We start from the raw sequence: 19275 nt of genomic DNA on the forward strand, positions 1-19275 counted from the left end.
GCGCCGGGCGCTAGACCTCGCCGCCGATCCGCTCGATCTCGGCGGCCAGGGCAGGCAGGTCGAGGACGTATAGCGTGCGGCCGGTCTGGCGGACGATTTCCAGGCTGGCCAGGCGATTGAGCTCGCGGGTGACCGGCTCGCGCTGGCTGCCCAGCAGGGCGGCGAGCTCGGCGTGGGTAGGGCAAGGGTGGATGACGCCGGTCTGGCCGTCCTCGCTATTGGCCGTGGCGAGGCGCAGAATCTCGATATCGACGCGGCAGGCCACCGAGACGGCGGTCAATTCGAACAAGCGGTCCGTCAGCGAACGGGTCAGTCCGGCCATGTCCTCCAGCAGCGCCCGCATGAAGCGCGGCGAGTCCTCGAACAGGCGTCGGACCAGGCTCTGGGGCAGGCGGGCGAGCCGGGAATCCTCGATCGCGACGATATTGGCCGAGCGGGGCAGGCCGTCGATGGCCGAAATCTCGCCGAAATAGCCGCCCGGCGTGATCCGGCGGTAGCCGACCTCGCGCCCCGACTTGGCGTACTGATTGGCCAGCAGCACGCCGTCCAGCAGCAGATAGACGCCGCCGTCCTGGTCGCGGCGTTGCAGGATCATCTCGCCCTTGCCGTAGGACCGATGCTCGATCAACGGCGCCAGCGCCTCGATCTCCTCACGCGACATGTGCCGGAAGATCTTGTTGGCGCGATAGTCTTTGGGCGGTTGCTCGAACATCGTATGGCTGACGGCGCGCGGGGGCGATGATGGAATCACGGTCATCGGTTACGCTCCTGCCGTCGAGTGGGGCGACGCATGAACAGCCGACAGCGGTACAAGGCCTTTATCAGCTATAGTCACCGCGACCGCAAAGCCGCCGGGTGGCTGCATCGGGCGCTTGAGACCTATCGCGCGCCGCGCGCCCTGGCGAGCGCCGACCGGTCCTTGCGCCCCATATTCCGCGATCGTGACGAACTGAGCGCCTCGGCCAACCTCAACCAGGCCATTCGCGATGCGCTGGACCTGTCCGACGCCCTGATCGTGTTGTGCTCGTCCGCCTCCGCCGCCTCGCGGTGGGTGGACCAAGAGGTGGCCTACTTCCTGACGGGCGGAGGCCCCGAACGAATCCTCTGCGTGATCACGCCCGATACGCCGCCCACGACCGCGCTGGCCGAAATCCTGCCGCCGTCGCTGCGCGCGGCCCTGCCGGAAGGCGTCGAGCCCCTGGCCGTGGATCTGCGCCCCGACGCCGACGGCAAGCGCCTGGCGCGGCTGAAGATCGCCGCCCGCCTGCTGGGTGTCAGCCTCGACCGGCTGGTGCAGCGGGACGCCCGTCGCCGGCTGCGGGTGATGGCGGCGTTCACCACCGTGGCGATGGCCGTGACCGTGGGCATGGGGGCCATGACCGTAGTGACGCTGAAGTCGCGCCAGATCGCCCGCGAGCAGCGTGACGAGACCGAGGCCCTGGTGGCCTACATGCTGGGCGACCTGCGCCAGCAGCTGGAGCCCGTCGGTCGCCTCGACCTGCTGGACGGGGTCAGCGCCAGGGTGCTGACCTACTACGGCAAGTCGCGCACGGATCGGCTCGACGACAAGGCCCTGGCCCAGCGCGCCAAGGCCCAGACCCTGCTGGGCACGATCCGCGAGCAGCGCGGCGACCTGGTCGGCGCGCAGGACGCCTTCGGTCAGGCGGCGGCGACCACCCACGTCCTGGCGGCGCGCGATCCCAAGAACGGCGACCGCATCTTCGACGAGGCCCAGAACGTCTTCTGGCTGGCCTACGTGCAGTGGCGGCGCGGCGACCTCGCGAAGGCCGAACAAGGCCTCAAGCACTACGACGAACTGGCCCAGCGGCTGGTCAAGCTGGACTCCAACCGCGCGGAATGGCGGGTCGAGGTCGGTTACGCCCGCAGCAATCTCGGCACGCTGCTGTTCGAACGGGGGCGGCCCGAGGAAGCCCTGGCGGCCTTCCGGGGCGCCTTGGAGGTGTTCGGCGCGGAACTGGCCCGGGCGCCAAACGACAAGACCCGCATCGCCGACGCGACCAACAGCCAGGCCTGGGCGGCCGACTCCCTGCTGCGCCTGGGCCGGCCTCGCGAGGCCTTCGTCGAGCGTGAGCGAGCCGCCAACCTGCTGGCGCGGGCGGCGGCGGCCGATCCGGCCGACAAGCGCCTGGCGGCTAGGGACGTGACGATGCAGCTGGCGCTGGCGCGGCTAGAAGTGGATCTGGGGCGCCTGGCGCAGGCCCGCGCGCGGTCGGAGGCTAACCTGCGCCGCATCCATACCCTGTCGGCTCTGGACCCCAGCAATGCGCGCTGGCGTGAGTATCTGGTGGTCGGGCAACTGGACGCGGTCGAGATCGCCTGCTGGTCGGGCCGTCTGGCCGAAGCCCGCGCGGCGTACGCGGGGGCGGCGGCCAGCCTCGCCGAGCTGAACGCCAGCGAGAAGGAGAAGGCCTGGCGGGCCGACCTGGAAGGGCGTCTCGCCAGGCAGGCGATCATCCTGGCGCAGGAGAGCGGCGACCCGGGGAGGGGGCGCGACTTGGCGGCGGCGCTCCTGACGGCGCTGAAGGCCGGCAAGCCGGAAGAGACCGCGGAGCTGGAAGGCTTCGCGCGGCTGGCGCAGGGCCAGGCCTCGGAGGCGGTGTCCGTGTTGAGCCCCAAGCTGGCGTCGATGTCGCTGGCCAGTCGCGACGTCCTGGCGCGCGCCTATCTGGCGACGGGGGCGCGCAGCCAAGCCGGAAGCATCGTGCGCCTACTCAAAAAACAAGGCTACGAACACCCCGCCTTCCTTGCTTTTTGGCGAGATTCGCCTTCAGGTGGAATCTGAAGTCGGGAGAGAGTTAAATGTGCGAATCTGAACCTGAAAAGATCGTCAAACTGGTCATCGGCCTCGACGAACACTACAATTTTATGAATTTCGCCGATCCGGCCATGCCTACTCGGCTGAAACTGGACTTGACCGAGCGCTGTCTGCTCGTGTTTACGCTCAGCGATCAACTGATCAACGCCGGCTGGAGCTTCCAGCGTCGTCCGATCGAGATCGACCGTGACTACGGGGTGAACTTCTCCAGTTTTGTCTGGGTTCCCTACGGCATTGACGGCGAGGACAGCCCGCGCTCGCGCTTCAAGATCATCTACGAGTGCGCGCGGATGGGCGAGTATACCTACAGCCTTTTGATGATGGACTCGCATGGCCAGCTGATCAATCTCGATCCGGTCATCGAGAACGGCACGGGCCACATCGAGAGTAGCAAGGCCTGATCGCCGGGGCGGTGTTCGACCGGGACCAAGTCGCCGCGCTGATCCGGCGCGGCGAGATCCTGGCCGCCTACGACATCGCCCACGCCGCCCTCGAAGTCGGGGAAGGCTCACATGAGATCGCCTATACGGCCGTGCTCTGTCTGGCGCGCGCCGGGGCTGTCGATTTCGCACGGGCGGAATATGTCCGCCTTGGCCTGGCCGAGGCGGAGGACCATGCGGACGCCGTCGCCCTGGGCGCGCGCCTTCTGAAGGATGTCGCCCTGGCGGCGCGCGGACCGCGCCGTATCGCTTTCGCCAAGGCCTCGCTCCGCCGCTACGAGGCCTTGTCCCGGCGCTTCGGCGGGCTCTACGGCGCCATCAACGCCGCGACCCTGACCCTGATGGCCGGAGACCGCGCCGGAGCCGCCGCCCGGGCCGCGGCCGTGCTGGCGACGCCGCCCACGCCGGGCCTGGAAGGCGAGGGCGCCTACTACGAAGCCGCCAGCCGCGCCGAGGCCTGGTTCCTGGCTGGCGATCAGGACGCCGCGCGCGAGACCCTGGCGGTCGCCGTGACGTCCGCGCCCCGCGCCTATGCCGCTCATGCCTCGACCCTGCGCCAGCTGGAGATACTGTGCCGCGAGACCGGCGCGGATCCTGGCTGGCTGACGCCGTTCCGACCGCCGGTTTGCGCGCACTTCACCGGTCACATCACCAACCTGCCCGAAGATGCGCTGCGCCAGCGGATCGACCAGGTGCTGCGCGAGCAGCGCGTCGGCTTCGCCTATGGCGGCCTGGCGGCGGGGGCGGACATCCTCTTCGCCGAGGCCCTGCTGGACGCTGGCGGCGAACTGCATGTCGTCCTGCCCGTGAGCCGCGCTTCGTTCGTAGAGGTGTCGGTGGCGCCGTTCGGCGAGGACTGGATCCCGCGCTTCGAACGCTGCCTCTCGCGCGCCACCTCGATCCGCTACGCCTCTCAGGACCCCTATCGCGGCGACGAGCAGGTGTTCGCCTATTCCAGCCAGTTCGCCATGGGTTGCGCGGTGCTGCGCGCCGAGACCCTGTCGACCGAGGCGATCCAGCTGGCCGTCTGGGACGGCTACGCCGCGCCAGGCCCGGCCGGCGTCTCGGCCGACATGGCCTATTGGGCGGACAGCGACCGGCGGCTCGTGGTCATCGAGGTCGAGCGTCCGCCCCCCTGTCCTTCGCGCTGGGCGTCGCCGTCGGTTGGGGCGGAGCGGCGGGCCATGAAGGCGATGCTGTTCGCCGACGTCCAGGGCTTCGGCGCTCTGCGCGACGACCAGATTCCGGCCTTCATTGAAGGCGTGATGGGGCGCATGGCCGATACGGTCGAGGGACTGGCCGAGCGGCCCTGTCACATCGAGACCTGGGGCGACGGCCTGTTCCTGGTCTTCGACCGACCGATCGACGCGGCCCTGGCGGCGCTGGCGCTGCTGGAGGCCCATCGGTCGCTGGACCTCAGGGCCCTTGGCCTGCCGCGCGGCCTTGGCCTGCGCATCGGCGGTCACTACGGCCCCGTCCATCTGCGGACCAATCCGTTGACCAAGGCTCCGGCCGTGATCGGCGCCCACGTCGTGGTGGCCGCCCGTATCGAGCCAGACGTCGCGCCGGGCTCGGCCTATGTCAGCGAGGCCCTCGCCGGGGCGTTGGCGACCTTTCACGGCGACCGCGTTCGTTGCGGCTATGTCGGCCGCACTCAGGGGCGCAAGGGCTTCCCGGCGACCCCGATCTTCAGCCTGTCGCGCGCGCTCTAGGCGCGCTCGAGTTCAGCCGTTGCGCGCCTAGAGCGCGCTGCGCGCAATTGTAAACCTTCCCGGGAAAAACCGTAATTTTTCCCGATGTGCATATCCGCACATCCAGATCGCCCCCTTGCCGAACATGGTTCAACTGTCGACCGCGACGGGCAGCAACCCATTCCCTGGATCAAGCCTGTCGCCGGCCGCGTGAACCGACTGGGGACCCGGCCACCCGCCGGCTGGGTCCTCTTTTTCGAAGCCTCAACCAGGTCGGAGATCCGACCTCAGAACAGGAGCCGCGCCGTGCATTTCGACGACATCCTTTCCGACGCCCCCTCCAATCCGGAAACCGGCAGGACCTTCCTGCGCCACGCCCTGCGCGTCTGGGCCCGCGAGAACGGCGTGGCCGACGACCAACTGCCCGGCGTGGTCCACAACATCCTGGACTTCGCGGTCGGCTCCCTCCGCGGTCAGTCGCGGCAGGCCCTCGGCGCCTGACCTCCCGCCCGTCGGCGGCGCGGCTTTGTCGTTCTCGCTGTGTGGGGCGTCGGGACGACAGGTCGACGGAGGCCCGCGTGTGCGGAACGCATGGGCCACTGTCGCGAAGGGCCCGAGCGGTGCGGCCGCTCGGGTCCTTCTCAACATCTGACCCGCAACTACCGGAGCCGAGACATGCTGGCCTTGCTGAGCCTTTTCGACAGCCCGATCATTCGCCTCCTGGCGGAGATCCTCGCCGTGGCGCTGCTGCCGACAGTGGCGTTCCTGGCCCTGCGGCTGCTGGGCGCCGAGGCGCGCCTGGTCCAGGCGCGTCGGATGGCCGTCGACCTCGCCGCCGACCGTGATCGCGTCCTGGCGGAGCTGGCTCTGAGCCGCGAGCGCCTGACCGAGACCCGCCAGGCGGCGGGCCGCGCCCAGGCCGAGGCCGCCGAGCGCGAAGTGCGGCTCAAGGCCTTGGCCAATGTCCATCGTGAGCTGGGCGAGCGCCGGACGATCGTCTCCAGCTTCCGCGACGCTGGAGCCTGACGCGCGCCAACCCGACGTTAACGCCGCCGGGCGCTATCTATCCGAGAGCGGGGATTGGACCGCGCGGGGGCGGCGGGTTGAACTGTCTTTGGAGCCTGGAACGGGACGGCTGCATTCGGCACATGAATGAGGCCGCGGAAATGTACGCCGGCGCCTCCCTGGCGGAGGCGCGTGGCAAGCCTTGGCGAGACCACTGGCCCGAGCAGAACCGCTTTTCCGTCGACCGCGCCGTGGCCTCGGCCGCCGAGGGACGGATCGCCCGCTTCCGCACCTTCGACGCCCGGCTCGGCGCGGCCCGCACCTATTACGACACCACGGTCGCTCCGGTCTGCGACGCGGATGGAGCGGTGGCCTCTCTGGTCGCCGTCTCGAACGACGTGACCGCGGAGGTCGAGGCCGAGGCGCTGATGCGCTCGGTCGTCCAGTCGTTGCCGTCGCCGCTCACGGTGGCGTCGGCGCGGAGCCGCCGCTACGTGCTGTGGAACCGCGCGGCCGAAGCCCTTTTCGGCGTCGACGCTGACGACGCGCTGGGCCGCACGCCCGAGGAACTGTTCGATCCCGACCTGGCCAAGGCGGTCACGGTCGACGATCCCGAGGCCCTGCGGACAGGCGAGACCCACATCGCCGCGGGCGTCGTCATGCCGGAAGCCTTGGGCGGCGGGGTATTCGACATCAAGTCGCTGGCCACCCTCGACGACCAGGGCCCGCGCCACGTCATCTGCCTGGGCGAGGACATTACCGAGCGGCTGGACCAGGCCAAGGCTCTGCGCGCCGCGCTGGACGCCGCCGAACGGGCCAGTCAGGCCAAGAGCGCCTTCCTGGCCAATATGAGCCACGAAGTCCGCACGCCGTTGCACGGCATCGTCGCCGGAGCCGACATGCTGGCCCGCGCCGCCCTCGACCCGAAGGGGCGCGAGTTGGTCGACATGATCCGCGACTCCGGCCGGACGCTGGAACGCCTGCTCGACGATCTGCTGGACGTCGTGCAGATCGAGGGCGACCGCGTCCGCATCGTCGACAGGCCGTTCCATCTGGGGGAACTTCTGCAGTCGATCGGGGCGATGGCGCAGCTGAGCCTGGGGGAGGTCGACGTCAGCTTCTCGATCGTCCTGCCGCCGGAGCTGAACGGCGAGCTGATCGGCGACGGCGTGCGCCTGGGCCAGGTGATCGGAAACCTCGTGCGCAACGCGGTCAAGTTCACCGAGCGCGGCGCGATCACGCTGACGGCGACGGCTGGGACGGGCGATCGGGTCCGCTTCGAGGTCGCCGACACCGGCATCGGCTTCGACGCGGCCGAGAAGGCGCGCCTCTTCGAACGCTTCCAGCAGGCCGACGCCTCGATCACCCGCCAATTCGGCGGCATGGGGCTGGGGTTGTCGATCTCCCGAGACCTGGTGTCGCTGATGGGCGGGGTCCTGGACTGCGAGAGCAGGCCGGGCGGGGGCGCGCGGTTCTGGTTCGAGCTTTCGCTGCCGCCCGCCTTGGACAGTGACGCGCAAGGATCGGCGCCAGGGGGCCCGGACCGGGCGTTAAGGGTGCTGGTCGCCGACGACCACCCGGCTAATCGTCGCATCGTGGAGCTGATGTTGGCCGAGGCCGCCGAGGTCACCTGCGTCGAGAACGGCCTCGAAGCCGTGCGCGCCTACCTCGTCGAGCGGCCCGACGTGGTGTTGATGGACATGCAGATGCCGGTCATGGACGGCCTCTCGGCGGTCAGCGAGATCCGTCGCCTGGAAGCCGCCGGCGGCCAGGAACGCCGGCCGATCTTCATGCTGACGGCCAATGTCGGTGACGAGCACGTTCGCGCCAGCCTGGCGGCCGGAGCCGACCGTCATCTGCAGAAGCCGATCACCGCCGCCAGGCTCTTCGGCGCCCTGCAGGCCGTGCTGTAGGTGATCGACGGTCTCACCCCGCGTGGAAAAAAGCCGCACGTTGCGGACACAATGTCGCAGTTCCAAGGGTTGTCGAGTTTACCCTAAATTAAGCTTGGTGGTTGAACCTTAGATAGTAGGTATAGTTCCGTTCTTTCGACGGACTATATTTGTACGCGGGGGCGGCTGTGCCAGGTGAATTTCAAAGTTCAGTTGTCCGATTTTCGGGCAGCGTCACTATATCAAATATTTCAGACGCTCACGGTATTTTGCTCGCGGCTCTCGAGCAGAATAATTCCATCACAATTGAAATCGACGACCTCGAAGAAGTGGATCTGACCTTCGTTCAAATGATCGAGTCTGCTCGGCGCTCAGCCGCGGAGGGCGAACACTCGGTCGTGTTGCGAAGGGCCGCGCAAGGCGCGGTCCTGCAGGTCCTCCAGCGAGGCGGCTTCCTGGATCCCGAAGACCGGGACCGGGCGAACTTCTGGCTTCAAGGGGCGACTGAACAATGACCGCGATCCTCACAGTTGATGACTCGGCCTCCATTCGCGCGGCCATCAAGATCGCCCTGACCGGCGAAGGCTACAACGTCAGCGAGGCGGCCCACGGCGCCGAGGGGCTGGACAAGGCCTCGGCCGGCGGCTTCGACCTGATCGTCACCGACCTGAACATGCCGATCATGGACGGTCTGACCATGATCCGCGAGCTGCGCCAGCGGCCGGCCGGCGCGGGCGTCCCGATCCTGTTCCTGACCACCGAATCCGACGCCGACGTGAAGGCCCAGGCCAAGGCGGCCGGCGCCACCGGATGGCTGACAAAGCCCTTCGATCCAGAACAGCTGGTCCGCGTCGTCAAGAAGGTGCTCGCCAAATGAGCGGCCTGGATCCCATCGAGACGTTCCGCCAAGAGGCCCAGGAACTGCTGGAGCAGGTCGAACAGGGCCTGCTCGATCTGGCGCGTCGTCCGGGGGATCGCGCGCTGATCGACACCATCTTCCGGGGTTTGCACACCCTGAAGGGCTCGGGGGCCATGTTCGGCTTCGACGCCCTGGCCGCCTTCACCCACCACTGCGAAACCGCCTTCGACCGTGTCCGCAAGGGCGAGGTGCCGGCTTCGCCCAGCCTGGTCTCGGCCGTGCTGGCCGCCCAGGACCATATGCGGGCCCTGGCTGAGGGCGCCCCCGTCGTCGACGGCGCCGGTGAGGCGCTGCTGGCCGACCTGCAGGCCGCCATCGACGGCGGCGAGACGGCTCCGGTCGCCGCGCCGGCCGAGCCTGGCCTGAACATCTTCAGAATCCGCTTCAGCCTGCCGGCCGACGCCCTGATCAACGGCGCGCGCCCGCTGCCGCTGCTGGACGAGCTGCGCGACCTGGGCGAGGCCCGCGTGCGGGTCATCACCGACGACGTCCCGCCGCTGGACCAACTGGTCCCGGCCGAGTGCCGCCTGGCCTGGGAAGTCGTGCTGACCACCAAGCACGACCGGGACGCCATCGACGACGTCTTCATCTTCGTGATCGACGAGATGACGCTCGAGGTCGAGGATCTGACGGTCGCCGCCGTCGAAGAACCCGAAGTCGTCGAAACCGTCATCACCCAGGAAGAAGCAGCCCCCGTCGCCGCCAACGCCCCGGCCGAAGCCGGCCGCGCGGCCTCGCAAGATACACGAGGCAAGTCCGGAGACACCGTCCGCGTTCCCGCCGAACGCCTCGACGAGCTGATGGACCGTGTCGGCGAACTGGTCATCGCTCAGTCCCGCCTGAAGCAACTGGCCGCCTCGTCGTCCGACGTCGCCCTGCGCGCCGTGGCCGAGGAAATCGAGCGTCTGGCCGGCGAGATGCGCGACACCATGATGGTCGTCCGCATGGTGCCGATCGCCCAGCTGTTCGGCCGCTTCCGGCGTCTGATCCACGACCTGGAGCGCGACACCGGCAAGCAGATCGAGCTGTCGACCGAAGGCGAGACCACCGAGCTGGACAAGACGGTGATCGAGCGACTGGCCGACCCGCTGATCCACCTGATCCGCAACTCCGCGGACCACGGCCTGGAAGGCGCCGAGCAGCGCGCCGCCGCCGGCAAGCCGACCGCGGGCAAGATCATGCTGGCCGCGCGCCAGTCGGGCGCCGAGGTGGTGATCACCATCTCCGACGATGGCCGGGGCGTCGACCGCGACCGCGTCCGCGCCAAGGCCGAGGAGAACGGTCTGATCCAACCGAGTCAGGTGCTGAACGACAACGAACTGCTGCAGCTGATCTTCGCCCCTGGTTTCTCCACCGCGGCGGCGATCACCAACCTGTCGGGACGCGGCGTCGGCATGGACGTGGTCAAGAAGACCATCGAAGGCCTGCGCGGTTCGATCGAGATCAGCAGCACGCCCGGCGAAGGCTCGGTGGTGTCGCTGCGCATACCGCTGACCCTGGCCATCATCGACGGCCTGCTGATCCGTGTCGGCTCGGGCCGCTATGTGATCCCGCTGGCCACGGTCGAGGAATGCGTCGAGCTGACCCCGATCCAGGACCTGCGCTCCGCGGGGCGCAGCCTGATCACGCTTCGCGACGAGCTGGTGCCGTTCATCCGGCTGCGCGAGCAGTTCGCGACCGGGACCCAGCCTGACCCGCACCAGAAGATCGTCGTGGTTTCGACGGGCCAGGACCGGGTGGGCCTGGTCGTCGATCAGATCCTCGGCGACCACCAGACCGTCATCAAGCCGATGTCGGCCTTCCATGAAGACGTCGGCGCCTTCTCGGGCGCGACGATTATGGGCGACGGCGGCGTGGCCTTGATTCTGGACATCGCCGCCCTGGTCAGCCTGGGCCAACGCCACGACGCGCAAATGCGCGCGGCCGGGTGAGGGGAAAGACGATGACACAAGAAACCATCGAGGCCCTGACCTTCGACCTGCAGGGCGAGACCTTCGCCCTTGAGGCCGGCTATGTGCGCGAGGTCCTGGACCTGCTGCCCGAGACGCCGGTTCCCGGGGCCCCGCCGTTCGTCGGCGCCGTGATTAACTTCCGCGGCCGCGTGATCCCGCTGGTCGATCTGCGCATGGCCTTCGGCATGGGCGTCGGCGAGACCACGATCGACAACCGCATCGTCGTCATCGAGCACCCGCTGGACGGCGAACCGACGCTGATCGGGCTGCGCGCCGACAAGGTGCATGAGGTGACCTCGATCACCGCCGACACCACCGAAGAGGTTCCGCGCGTCGGCATGCGCTGGCGGGCCGACTTCATCCGCCGCCTGGTGCGCCGCAATGGCGACGTGATCGTGCTGCCGGACCTGGACCAGATCTTCGCCACCCGGGGGCAGTCGGCCCCGGTGACGCCTCTCCATACCGCCCAACGCTGATCGCCCGGAGTATCCCAATGCGTCTGACCATCAAACTTCAGCTCGGCATGGCCTTCGGGTTCGTGATCGCCCTGCTGCTCATCGGCAACGTCTTTGGCATCACCAATCTGTCCAAGACGAACAAGGCTCTCAATGACGTGGTGGACGGTCCGGCGATGCGCCTGGAAGCGGCCCAGCAGCTCAACATCCACCTGCTGAACGTCGTGCGCTCCGAAAAGAACATGATCCTCGTCGGCTCTCCCGAGGAGGTGAACAAGCTTGAAACCTCCATCGAAAAGGAGCGCCAGACGTTCGACGCCCTGCTGACCAAGGCCGAAGGCCTGGCCACGGCCGAGGGGCGGCCGAAGTGGCAGGCTCTGGGCGGGGCCTTTGATCAGATGATGGAGGTCCATAGCCGCATCCTGTCGATGGCGATCGCCGGCCATGATGTCGAAGCCTCGGCTCTGTCGATGGGCGAAGGTCGTAAGGTCGTGGTCGAGGCCGGCGCTCGCGTGGAGGAACTGGTCGAGCTGTCGAAGGCTCAGCTGGAAACCGCGACCGCCAAGGCCGACGCCGATTTCGCCGCCACCCGTAACCTGCTGATCGGCCTGTCGGTCCTCTCGCTGCTCGGCGCGGCCGGCGCGGCGCTCTACATCTCGATGGCGGTCAGCAAGGGCCTGAGCCGCGCGTCGGAAGCCGTGAGGATGGTGGCCGATGGCGACCTGACCAAATCGGTCGACATCACCACCCGCGACGAGATCGGCGACTTGCTGGGCCATGTGAACATCATGATCGAGCGCCTGCGCGGGGTGGTCGCCGACGCTATCGCCGCTTCCGAGAACGTCTCGGCCGGCAGCCAGGAACTGTCGGCGACCTCGGAACAGATGAGCCAGGGCGCCACCGAGCAGGCTTCCGCCGCCGAGCAGGCCTCGGCTTCGATGGAAGAAATGGCCGCCAACATCAAGCAGAACGCCGACAACGCCACCCAGACCGAGAAGATCGCCCGCCAGTCGGCGATCGACGCGGAGACTTCGGGCGCCGCCGTCAGCAAGGCCGTCGACGCCATGCAGACGATCGCCGAGAAGATCACCATCGTGCAGGAGATCGCTCGCCAGACCGACCTGCTGGCCTTGAACGCGGCGGTGGAAGCCGCCCGCGCCGGCGAACATGGCCGTGGCTTCGCGGTCGTCGCCTCGGAAGTGCGCAAGCTGGCCGAACGCAGCCAGACGGCGGCCTCGGAGATCAGCGCCGTATCGTCCGACACCGTCAAGGCCGCCCAGTCGGCCGGCGAGATGCTGACCAGCCTGGTGCCGAACATCCGCAAGACGGCCGAACTGGTCGCCGAGATCAGCGCCGCCTGCCGCGAGCAGGACATCGGCTCCAGCCAGATCAACGAGGCCATCCAGCAACTGGACAAGGTCACCCAGCAGAACGCCAGCGCCTCGGAAGAGATGTCGGCCACCTCTGAGGAACTGGCGGCCCAGGCCGAGGAGCTGCAGGCCTCGATCTCCTACTTCCGCACCGACATGAACGGCGGCCAGCGCGCCCCGGTCCGCAAGGCCGCCCCGGCCAGGCGCCCGGCCTCGACCGGCGCGGCCCGCAAGGCGCCCGCCAAGCCGGCCACCCGTCCGGTCGCCGCCCAGCAGGCCCGCGTGGCCGGCTTCGCGCTGGACCTGACCAATGGCGGACCTGACGCCGACGACGCCGATTTCAAGCAATACGCCTGATCCTGGCCTGAACTCATGGACCGGCGGCTTACCGCGCCGGTCACCCTTTTCGATCTCAACCCAGTAAGCGCTTCAACATCTAACGCAGACGATCTCGAACAGACCCAGCGGACCGCGGCCAGTCCTTGGCGACCGTCATATGGATCTCGTCTTTTCAATCCTGAGCCGAAGCGGGGGCTTCTCCATGCGTGCAACTATCAAGATGAAACTGGCTGGCGCCTTCGCCACCGTCTTGCTGATTTTGGCGCTCATGGGCGTCGTCGGCATCATGAAGATGAGCTCGATAAACGAACAGTCGACGGTTATTTCTGAAAACTGGATGCCAAGTATAGATTCAATCCACAGCATCAATACCGCTACATCCGACCTACGTGTTCAGCAATATGTCCACGTCGCGACCATTGACCCGGCGGCTATGGCTAATGTGGACAAGGAAATCAGCGCGACGCTTGAAATGATCAAGAAGGATCGCGCACGATATGAGAAGCTGATTTCGTCCGATAAGGAACGGGAGCTGTATGGTCAGTTTTCCGAAAAGTACGAAAAGTACATTCGCGACTCAGATCGCCTTCTTGTGTTGTCCAGAAGCAATCAAAATGCTGCCGCTGTTCAAGCTTTGAGTGACAGCAAGGCGCTGTACGACGATATGTCGGCGGACCTGCTCAAGCTGGTCAACCTGAACATCGATGGCGGCGCGACCGCGAGCGCCGAGGGCGACAAGGTGTTCGCCGATGCGCGAGCCTTGTTCATCGGACTGGTTGTCCTGGCGCTGGCCATCGGTTCGGTCGCGGCCTTGTGGATCTCCAGGACCGTCACGATGGGCCTGCGCAAGGTCAGCGTGGCTATAGATGCGGTGGCGGTCGGTGATCTGGAAAAGGACGTCACGGTGACGACCAACGATGAGATCAAGGATCTGGTCGATACGGTCAACCGGATGACCGCGAACCTGCGGGAGACCGCGGCGCTGGCGGACAAGGTCGCCGACGGCGATCTGACCGTGCGCCCCAAGCCCCTGTCGGACAAGGACACCCTGGGCCTGGCCCTGGAGCGGATGGTCGAGCGCCTGCGCGGCGTGGTCGCCGACGCGGTCGCCGCCTCGGAGAACGTCTCGGCCGGCAGCCAGGAGCTTTCGGCGACCTCTGAGCAGATGAGCCAGGGCGCCACCGAACAGGCCACGGCCGCCGAACAGGCCTCGGCCTCGATGGAAGAGATGTCGGCCAACATCAAGCAGAACGCCGACAACGCCGCTCAGACCGAGAAGATCGCCCGCCAGTCGGCCGTCGACGCCGAGACCTCGGGCGCCGCCGTCAGCAAGGCCGTCGACGCTATGCAGACGATCGCCGAGAAGATCACCATCGTGCAGGAGATCGCCCGCCAGACCGACCTGCTGGCCCTGAACGCGGCGGTGGAAGCCGCCCGCGCCGGCGAGCATGGCCGTGGCTTCGCGGTCGTCGCCTCGGAAGTGCGCAAGCTGGCCGAGCGGTCGCAAACCGCCGCCTCGGAGATCAGCGCCGTGTCGTCCGACACCGTCAAGGCCGCCCAGTCGGCCGGCGAGATGCTGACCAGCCTGGTGCCGAACATCCGCAAGACCGCCGAGCTGGTCTCCGAGATCAGCGCCGCCTGCCGCGAGCAGGACATCGGCTCCTCGCAGATCAACGAGGCCATCCAGCAACTGGACAAGGTCACCCAGCAGAACGCCAGCGCCTCGGAAGAGATGTCGGCCACCTCGGAAGAGCTCGCCGCCCAGGCCGAGGAGCTGCAGGCCTCGATCTCCTACTTCCGCACGGAGACCGCCGACCGTTCGACGCAGCGCCGGCCCGCCCCGCGCCCTGTCGCCGCCAAGCGCGCCGCCCCGGCCGCTACGGCCGCGCGCAAGCCGGCGCGGAATGCGGTGGCCGGCCAGCAGGCCCGCGTCGCTGGCTTCGCCCTCGACCTCACCAACGGCGGTCCCGACGACGCCGACGCCGATTTCAAGGAATATGCCTGATGAGCGGCTCGACCGAACAGTTCGTGACCCTGGGCCTGGGGGCCGAGGTCTTCGCGGTTCCCGTGGCCTATGTCCGCGAGATCCTCGACTACGCCAAGCCGTCCGGCATTCCCGACGGGCCGTCCTATCTGCTGGGCCTGACCGACGTGCGCGGTCGCGGCGCGCCGACCCTGGACCTGCGCCTGAAACTGGGTCTCCCCGCCGTGACGCCCGATGGCGCGACGCGGATCCTGGTGGTCGACGTGCCGGTAGAGGACCGCATCCTGTCGCTGGGCCTGGTCGCCGACCGGGTGATCGAGGTGATCTCGTTCGCCGAAGGTCAGATCGAGGCCTCGCCCGACATCGGCGTGCCGTGGCGTTCGGACTACATCCGCGGTGTCGTGCGCCGCGACATGGCCTCGGGGAAGGGGGGCTTCGTGGTCATCTTCGACCTCGCCCGCCTGCTGACCAGCCAGGACGCCGCCTACATCGCTCAAGCCGCCTGATCGGATCCCTTAGTGTCGCAAGCCGCGCTCGCTCTCCAACCCGTCACGACCAGCGAACCGCTCAGCGCCCGCAACTTCACGCGGCTGGCCGAGTTCATCCACGGCTACAGCGGCATCAAGATGCCGTCGAACAAGAAGACCATGTTGGAGGGGCGCCTGCGCCGCCGGATGCGGGTCAATCGCATCGACAACGTCAACGACTACTGCCGCTTCCTGTTCGAGGACGGCGGCCTGGAAACCGAGACGATCCACCTGATCGACGCGGTGACCACCAACAAGACCGAGTTCTTCCGCGAGCCGGTGCACTTCAACTTCATGGAAACGACGGTCCTGCCGCAGTTGGCCAAGACGCGTCGCCACATCAACGTCTGGAGCGCGGCCGCCTCGACCGGGGCGGAGCCCTACACCTTGGCCATGGTGCTGGACGAATTCTGTTCCGCGCGGCGCGGCCTGGACTATTCCATCCTGGGCACGGACATCTGCACCGAGGTGCTGCAGCAGGCGATCGCGGGCCGCTTCGTGGAGTCGATGATCCAGCCGGTCTCGATGCCCCGTCGCCAGCGCTACGTGATGCGGGCCAAGGACGCCTCGCGCGGCGAGGTGCGGATCGTTCCCGAACTGCGCAGCAAGGTCGCGTACGGCCGTCTGAACCTGATGGACGAGCGCTATCCCGTCGAACAGCAGATGGACATCATCTTCTGCCGTAACATTCTGATCTATTTCGACAAGCAGACCCAGGCCAAGGTGCTGGAGCGGCTCTGCCGCCACCTGGCGCCCGACGGCTATCTGTTCCTGGGTCACTCCGAATCCATCGTGGGCATCGATCTGCCGCTGCGGCAGATCGCCAACACCGTCTTCCAGAAGGGCTAGGCCCTTGGCCCGCAAGATTCGCGTCCTGATCATCGACGATTCCGCCACCGTCCGGCAGACCCTGTCGGCCGTGCTGGAGTCCGACCCGCAGATCGAGGTTATCGGAGTCGCCTCCGACCCTTTCGTGGCCGCCAAGCGGATCCGTGACGATATCCCCGACGTCATCACCCTGGACGTCGAGATGCCGCGCATGGACGGCATCACCTTCCTGCGCAAGCTGATGAGCCAGCATCCGATCCCGGTGGTGATGTGCTCGTCGCTGATCGAGGCGGGCTCGGAGACCCTGCTGCAGGCCCTGGAGGCCGGCGCGGTCGACATCGTGCTGAAGCCGAAGATCGGGGTCGCCGATGCTCTGATGGAGTCGCGGATCCGCATCTGCGACGCGGTGAAGGCCGCCGCCAGCGCCCGCGTCGCCGGCGCTCGACGCCCTCCGGTCGCCGTGCCGCGTCCGATCCACGAGCCCGAGAAGAAGCTGACCGCCGACGCCATGCTGCCCCCTCCGTCGGGGAGGGCCATGGCCAAGACGACCGAGGCCATCGTCTGCATCGGCGCCTCGACGGGCGGCACCGAAGCCTTGCGCGCGGTGCTGGAAGACCTGCCGCCGGATTCGCCGGGCATCGTCATCGTCCAGCACATGCCCGAGAAGTTCACCGCGTCTTTCGCCAAGCGGCTGGACAGCCTGTGCGCGGTCTCCGTCAAGGAAGCCGAGGACGGCGACACCGTGCTGCGCGGTCGGGTGCTGATCGCGCCGGGCAACAAGCACACGATCCTGGAGCGCAGCGGCGCCCGCTACTACGTCACGGTCAAGGACGGTCCGCTGGTCACTCGCCACCGGCCGTCGGTGGACGTGCTGTTCCGCTCGGCGGCGCGCTCGGCTGGCTCCAACGCCGTGGGCGTGATCATGACCGGCATGGGCGACGACGGGGCGCGCGGCATGAACGAGATGAAGCAGGCTGGCGCCTACACGATCGCCCAGGACGAGGCGACCTCGGTGGTGTTCGGCATGCCTAAGGAAGCCATCGCGCTGGGCTGCGTCGACCGCGTCGCGCCGCTGCACGCGCTGGCCAAGGAAATCCTGAAGGCTTCGAGCCGGTAACGCCGCTCAAAATTCAGCTACCCGGCTGAACTTCCCAACCTACGTCATTCCCGCCCGTGTCGCGGGAACCCCCTTGGCCGCCGCAAGGGCATGGATATGGCGGGGTAGCCCGCCATCACGTGTCGTCTGAACCTAGGAGGTCGTCCTAGAACAGCAGGTCGTCGTCCTCGACGGCCTCGGCTTCCGCCGGCGCCTCGATCATCGCCAGGTCCAGCCCTTCCGTCAGCGCGGCGTGGACCTCACGTTCCTGGGCCATGGTGTAGCTGCGAGCCAGGTCGGTCAGCAGCGGCGACAGCGCGCCCATCAGGTCATCGACCTGGACGTCGCCGGACAGACTCTCCAGCTCGGCGGCGGCCTGGTCGAGGTGGTCGCCGACCTGGCGCTGGAAGTCGAAGCGGGCGGCGGCGCGGCGGAGCATCTCGACGACGTCGGCGCCCTGGCGGGCGGCGTCGACGAGGCCGCCTTCGACGGCGTCGCCGGTCTTGCGGATACGGCCGACGGCCTCGCGCAAGGCGAGGGCTGCACTGGCCGCGCCGTCCTGGCCGTTGGCTTGCGGCTGGGCGTCGGCCGAGGCCGAGAGCGACTGCAGCGCCGTCAGGGTGCGGGCGGCCGAGGTTTCCAGGTGACCGGCATGGGCGCGCAGCTCGACGGCGATAACGCCCAGCGGCTTGCCGGTCTCGCCGATGCGCGAGCACTTCAGCGTGGTGTTGAGCGCCATCATCTGCACGTCGGCGCGCATGTTCTGGATGCCGTGGATCTGGGCGGCCAGGTCGCGGGCGGAGCTGGCGGCCGAATGGCTCACATCCGCGGCCTGGCGAGCGCCCGCGTCGATGTCGTCCACGAGCGCGAAGGCCTCGCCGACGCTGGTCTCCAGGCCGCGCAGGAAGCTGGTTTCGCCGTTCGACGAACCGCCCTGGGCATGGTCTCGCAGGCGCAGGATTTCGCTGGCGTCGCTGGCGATGGCGCTGACGCTCTGGCCGATGCGCGAGACGTCGCGGTGGAAGTCGTCGATGGTGGCGGTGAGCTGGGCGGCCAGCAGGCGGTGCACGAAGGCCTCTAGCCGCTCGCGCGCCTGCGCGGTGAGGGCGCGGGCCGGGGCCGAGGTTCGCAGCAGCGTCAGACCCTTCTGGACGTGCTCGATGCGCTGGCGGGTGATGTCGCCGATCTGCAGGGCGGCCAGGGCCGAGCCGATCTTCTTGCGGACGTCGCGGACCAGTTCGGCGACACGGGCGGTGATTTCAGCGATTTTCGCCTGGTGGTCGGCGATGGCGGCGGTCTGCCCGACCAGGGCGTCGGGCACGGCCGGCAGCAGGCCGTCGCAGCGGCGGCGCAGCTCGTCCTCATGGCCCAGGGCCGCGCGCAGGGCGCCGTCCATGCTGGAGAGGTCGTTGCGGAAGGTGTCCAGCTGGGTGCGGCCCAGCTCGATGCAGTCGCAGATCTCCTGGGCGAAGATCGCGAACTCCGGGCCGGCGGCGGCGATGCCGCCCGAAGTGATCTTGATGTTGACGCCGAAGACCCGGAGGTAGGCCAGGTGCTGGCGCATGTCCTCGATACAGGCGGTCAGGGCGTCGCCAGCGCTGACCAAGGCGCCCAGGCGGTCGCGGCGCGCGTGCAGAGCGGCGGGCAATTCCCGCAGCTGGTTGGAGGCTTCGCTCAACTGGCGGGTCGCGGCGGCGACTTCCTGGCCTTCCAGGCCCTCGCGCATCCGGTCCAGGGCGGTGATCAGGGCGCTGGTCCCGTCCACGACCTGCGAAAGGACTTCGCCCACCTCCACGAAGCGACCTTCGATCGCGCCACGCGCGGTTTCCAGGCGCGCGTGAACCCCGCCGTCACCCGCATGGGAAGCTGAAAACGCCAGGGATGAGAGGGCCATGAGCTCGCCGTGTGAACCGTGGCCGACAAGATCATCCACAATGTGCG

17 protein-coding genes are annotated in these 19275 nt (G+C 68.0%); 15 read left to right on the plus strand and 2 right to left on the minus strand.

What is annotated here, in order from left to right:
* Window positions 1–10 precede the first annotated feature (10 nt).
* A complete protein-coding gene (locus tag AC07R7_RS09270; RefSeq protein WP_492887745.1) occupies window positions 11–757 on the minus strand; it encodes a Crp/Fnr family transcriptional regulator in 747 nt (248 codons plus the stop codon).
* 33 nt (window positions 758–790) lie between these two features.
* On the opposite strand from AC07R7_RS09270, the gene AC07R7_RS09275 reads away from it, so the two are divergent.
* From AC07R7_RS09275 to AC07R7_RS09345, 15 genes are all read left to right on the plus strand, one after another.
* Window positions 791–2803 (plus strand): TIR domain-containing protein, encoded by a 2013-nt coding sequence (locus tag AC07R7_RS09275; RefSeq protein ID WP_494634943.1) that lies wholly within the window; start codon window positions 791–793, stop codon window positions 2801–2803.
* A 17-nt stretch (window positions 2804–2820) separates the two neighbouring features.
* Window positions 2821–3237, plus strand: a complete 417-nt coding sequence (locus AC07R7_RS09280) for a hypothetical protein (RefSeq protein WP_492837955.1) — start codon at window positions 2821–2823, stop codon at window positions 3235–3237.
* 11 nt (window positions 3238–3248) lie between these two features.
* Window positions 3249–4988 (plus strand): adenylate/guanylate cyclase domain-containing protein, encoded by a 1740-nt coding sequence (locus tag AC07R7_RS09285; RefSeq protein WP_494634944.1) that lies wholly within the window; start codon window positions 3249–3251, stop codon window positions 4986–4988.
* 285 nt (window positions 4989–5273) lie between these two features.
* Window positions 5274–5468 (plus strand): hypothetical protein, encoded by a 195-nt coding sequence (locus tag AC07R7_RS09290; RefSeq protein ID WP_492887748.1) that lies wholly within the window; start codon window positions 5274–5276, stop codon window positions 5466–5468.
* A 174-nt stretch (window positions 5469–5642) separates the two neighbouring features.
* Window positions 5643–5993 carry a hypothetical protein gene (locus AC07R7_RS09295; RefSeq protein WP_492837958.1) on the plus strand — a complete coding sequence of 117 codons (351 nt, stop codon included), beginning with the start codon at window positions 5643–5645 and terminating at the stop codon, window positions 5991–5993.
* Between the two features lie 77 nt (window positions 5994–6070).
* Entirely contained in the window at window positions 6071–7885 is a 1815-nt protein-coding gene (locus AC07R7_RS09300) for a PAS domain-containing hybrid sensor histidine kinase/response regulator (protein WP_494634945.1), read from the plus strand.
* 167 nt (window positions 7886–8052) lie between these two features.
* Window positions 8053–8379: an STAS domain-containing protein gene (locus tag AC07R7_RS09305; protein ID WP_494635226.1), complete on the plus strand. Its 327-nt coding sequence runs from the start codon at window positions 8053–8055 to the stop codon at window positions 8377–8379.
* Complete coding sequence (locus AC07R7_RS09310; protein ID WP_492837961.1) at window positions 8376–8741, plus strand: response regulator; 366 nt, start codon at window positions 8376–8378, stop codon at window positions 8739–8741. Before AC07R7_RS09305 ends, AC07R7_RS09310 begins: the two co-directional genes overlap by 4 nt.
* Complete coding sequence (locus tag AC07R7_RS09315) at window positions 8738–10714, plus strand: chemotaxis protein CheA (protein ID WP_494634946.1); 1977 nt, start codon at window positions 8738–8740, stop codon at window positions 10712–10714. The genes AC07R7_RS09310 and AC07R7_RS09315 overlap by 4 nt, the downstream gene beginning before the upstream one ends.
* Window positions 10715–10725: 11 nt before the next feature.
* Window positions 10726–11211 (plus strand): chemotaxis protein CheW, encoded by a 486-nt coding sequence (locus AC07R7_RS09320; RefSeq protein WP_492887751.1) that lies wholly within the window; start codon window positions 10726–10728, stop codon window positions 11209–11211.
* A 17-nt stretch (window positions 11212–11228) separates the two neighbouring features.
* Window positions 11229–12917, plus strand: a complete 1689-nt coding sequence (locus AC07R7_RS09325) for a methyl-accepting chemotaxis protein (RefSeq protein ID WP_494634947.1) — start codon at window positions 11229–11231, stop codon at window positions 12915–12917.
* Window positions 12918–13101: 184 nt separating this feature from the next.
* Window positions 13102–14904, plus strand: a complete 1803-nt coding sequence (locus tag AC07R7_RS09330; protein WP_494634948.1) for a methyl-accepting chemotaxis protein — start codon at window positions 13102–13104, stop codon at window positions 14902–14904.
* Window positions 14904–15389, plus strand: a complete 486-nt coding sequence (locus AC07R7_RS09335) for a chemotaxis protein CheW (RefSeq protein WP_494634949.1) — start codon at window positions 14904–14906, stop codon at window positions 15387–15389. The genes AC07R7_RS09330 and AC07R7_RS09335 overlap by 1 nt, the downstream gene beginning before the upstream one ends.
* A gap of 12 nt (window positions 15390–15401) precedes the next feature.
* Window positions 15402–16259, plus strand: a complete 858-nt coding sequence (locus AC07R7_RS09340) for a CheR family methyltransferase (protein WP_492887754.1) — start codon at window positions 15402–15404, stop codon at window positions 16257–16259.
* A 4-nt stretch (window positions 16260–16263) separates the two neighbouring features.
* Window positions 16264–17355 carry a protein-glutamate methylesterase/protein-glutamine glutaminase gene (locus AC07R7_RS09345; RefSeq protein WP_492887755.1) on the plus strand — a complete coding sequence of 364 codons (1092 nt, stop codon included), beginning with the start codon at window positions 16264–16266 and terminating at the stop codon, window positions 17353–17355.
* Between the two features lie 145 nt (window positions 17356–17500).
* Here AC07R7_RS09345 and AC07R7_RS09350 read toward each other — a convergent pair whose 3' ends face one another.
* Window positions 17501–19228: a methyl-accepting chemotaxis protein gene (locus AC07R7_RS09350; RefSeq protein WP_494634950.1), complete on the minus strand. Its 1728-nt coding sequence runs from the start codon at window positions 19226–19228 to the stop codon at window positions 17501–17503.
* Window positions 19229–19275 lie beyond the last annotated feature (47 nt).

Source organism: Caulobacter sp. GW821-FHT05F04 (genome assembly GCF_059419665.1).

Excerpts from the sequence above, each read along its gene's own strand:
- AC07R7_RS09270 (WP_492887745.1), bottom strand. The coding sequence starts at position 757 with ATGACCGTGATTCCATCATCGCCCCCGCGCGCCGTCAGCCATACGATG.
- AC07R7_RS09275 (WP_494634943.1), top strand. The coding sequence starts at position 791 with ATGAACAGCCGACAGCGGTACAAGGCCTTTATCAGCTATAGTCACCGC.
- AC07R7_RS09280 (WP_492837955.1), top strand. The coding sequence starts at position 2,821 with ATGTGCGAATCTGAACCTGAAAAGATCGTCAAACTGGTCATCGGCCTC.
- AC07R7_RS09295 (WP_492837958.1), top strand. The coding sequence starts at position 5,643 with ATGCTGGCCTTGCTGAGCCTTTTCGACAGCCCGATCATTCGCCTCCTG.
- AC07R7_RS09310 (WP_492837961.1), top strand. The coding sequence starts at position 8,376 with ATGACCGCGATCCTCACAGTTGATGACTCGGCCTCCATTCGCGCGGCC.
- AC07R7_RS09315 (WP_494634946.1), top strand. The coding sequence starts at position 8,738 with ATGAGCGGCCTGGATCCCATCGAGACGTTCCGCCAAGAGGCCCAGGAA.
- AC07R7_RS09320 (WP_492887751.1), top strand. The coding sequence starts at position 10,726 with ATGACACAAGAAACCATCGAGGCCCTGACCTTCGACCTGCAGGGCGAG.
- AC07R7_RS09325 (WP_494634947.1), top strand. The coding sequence starts at position 11,229 with ATGCGTCTGACCATCAAACTTCAGCTCGGCATGGCCTTCGGGTTCGTG.
- AC07R7_RS09330 (WP_494634948.1), top strand. The coding sequence starts at position 13,102 with ATGCGTGCAACTATCAAGATGAAACTGGCTGGCGCCTTCGCCACCGTC.
- AC07R7_RS09335 (WP_494634949.1), top strand. The coding sequence starts at position 14,904 with ATGAGCGGCTCGACCGAACAGTTCGTGACCCTGGGCCTGGGGGCCGAG.
- AC07R7_RS09350 (WP_494634950.1), bottom strand. The coding sequence starts at position 19,228 with ATGGCCCTCTCATCCCTGGCGTTTTCAGCTTCCCATGCGGGTGACGGC.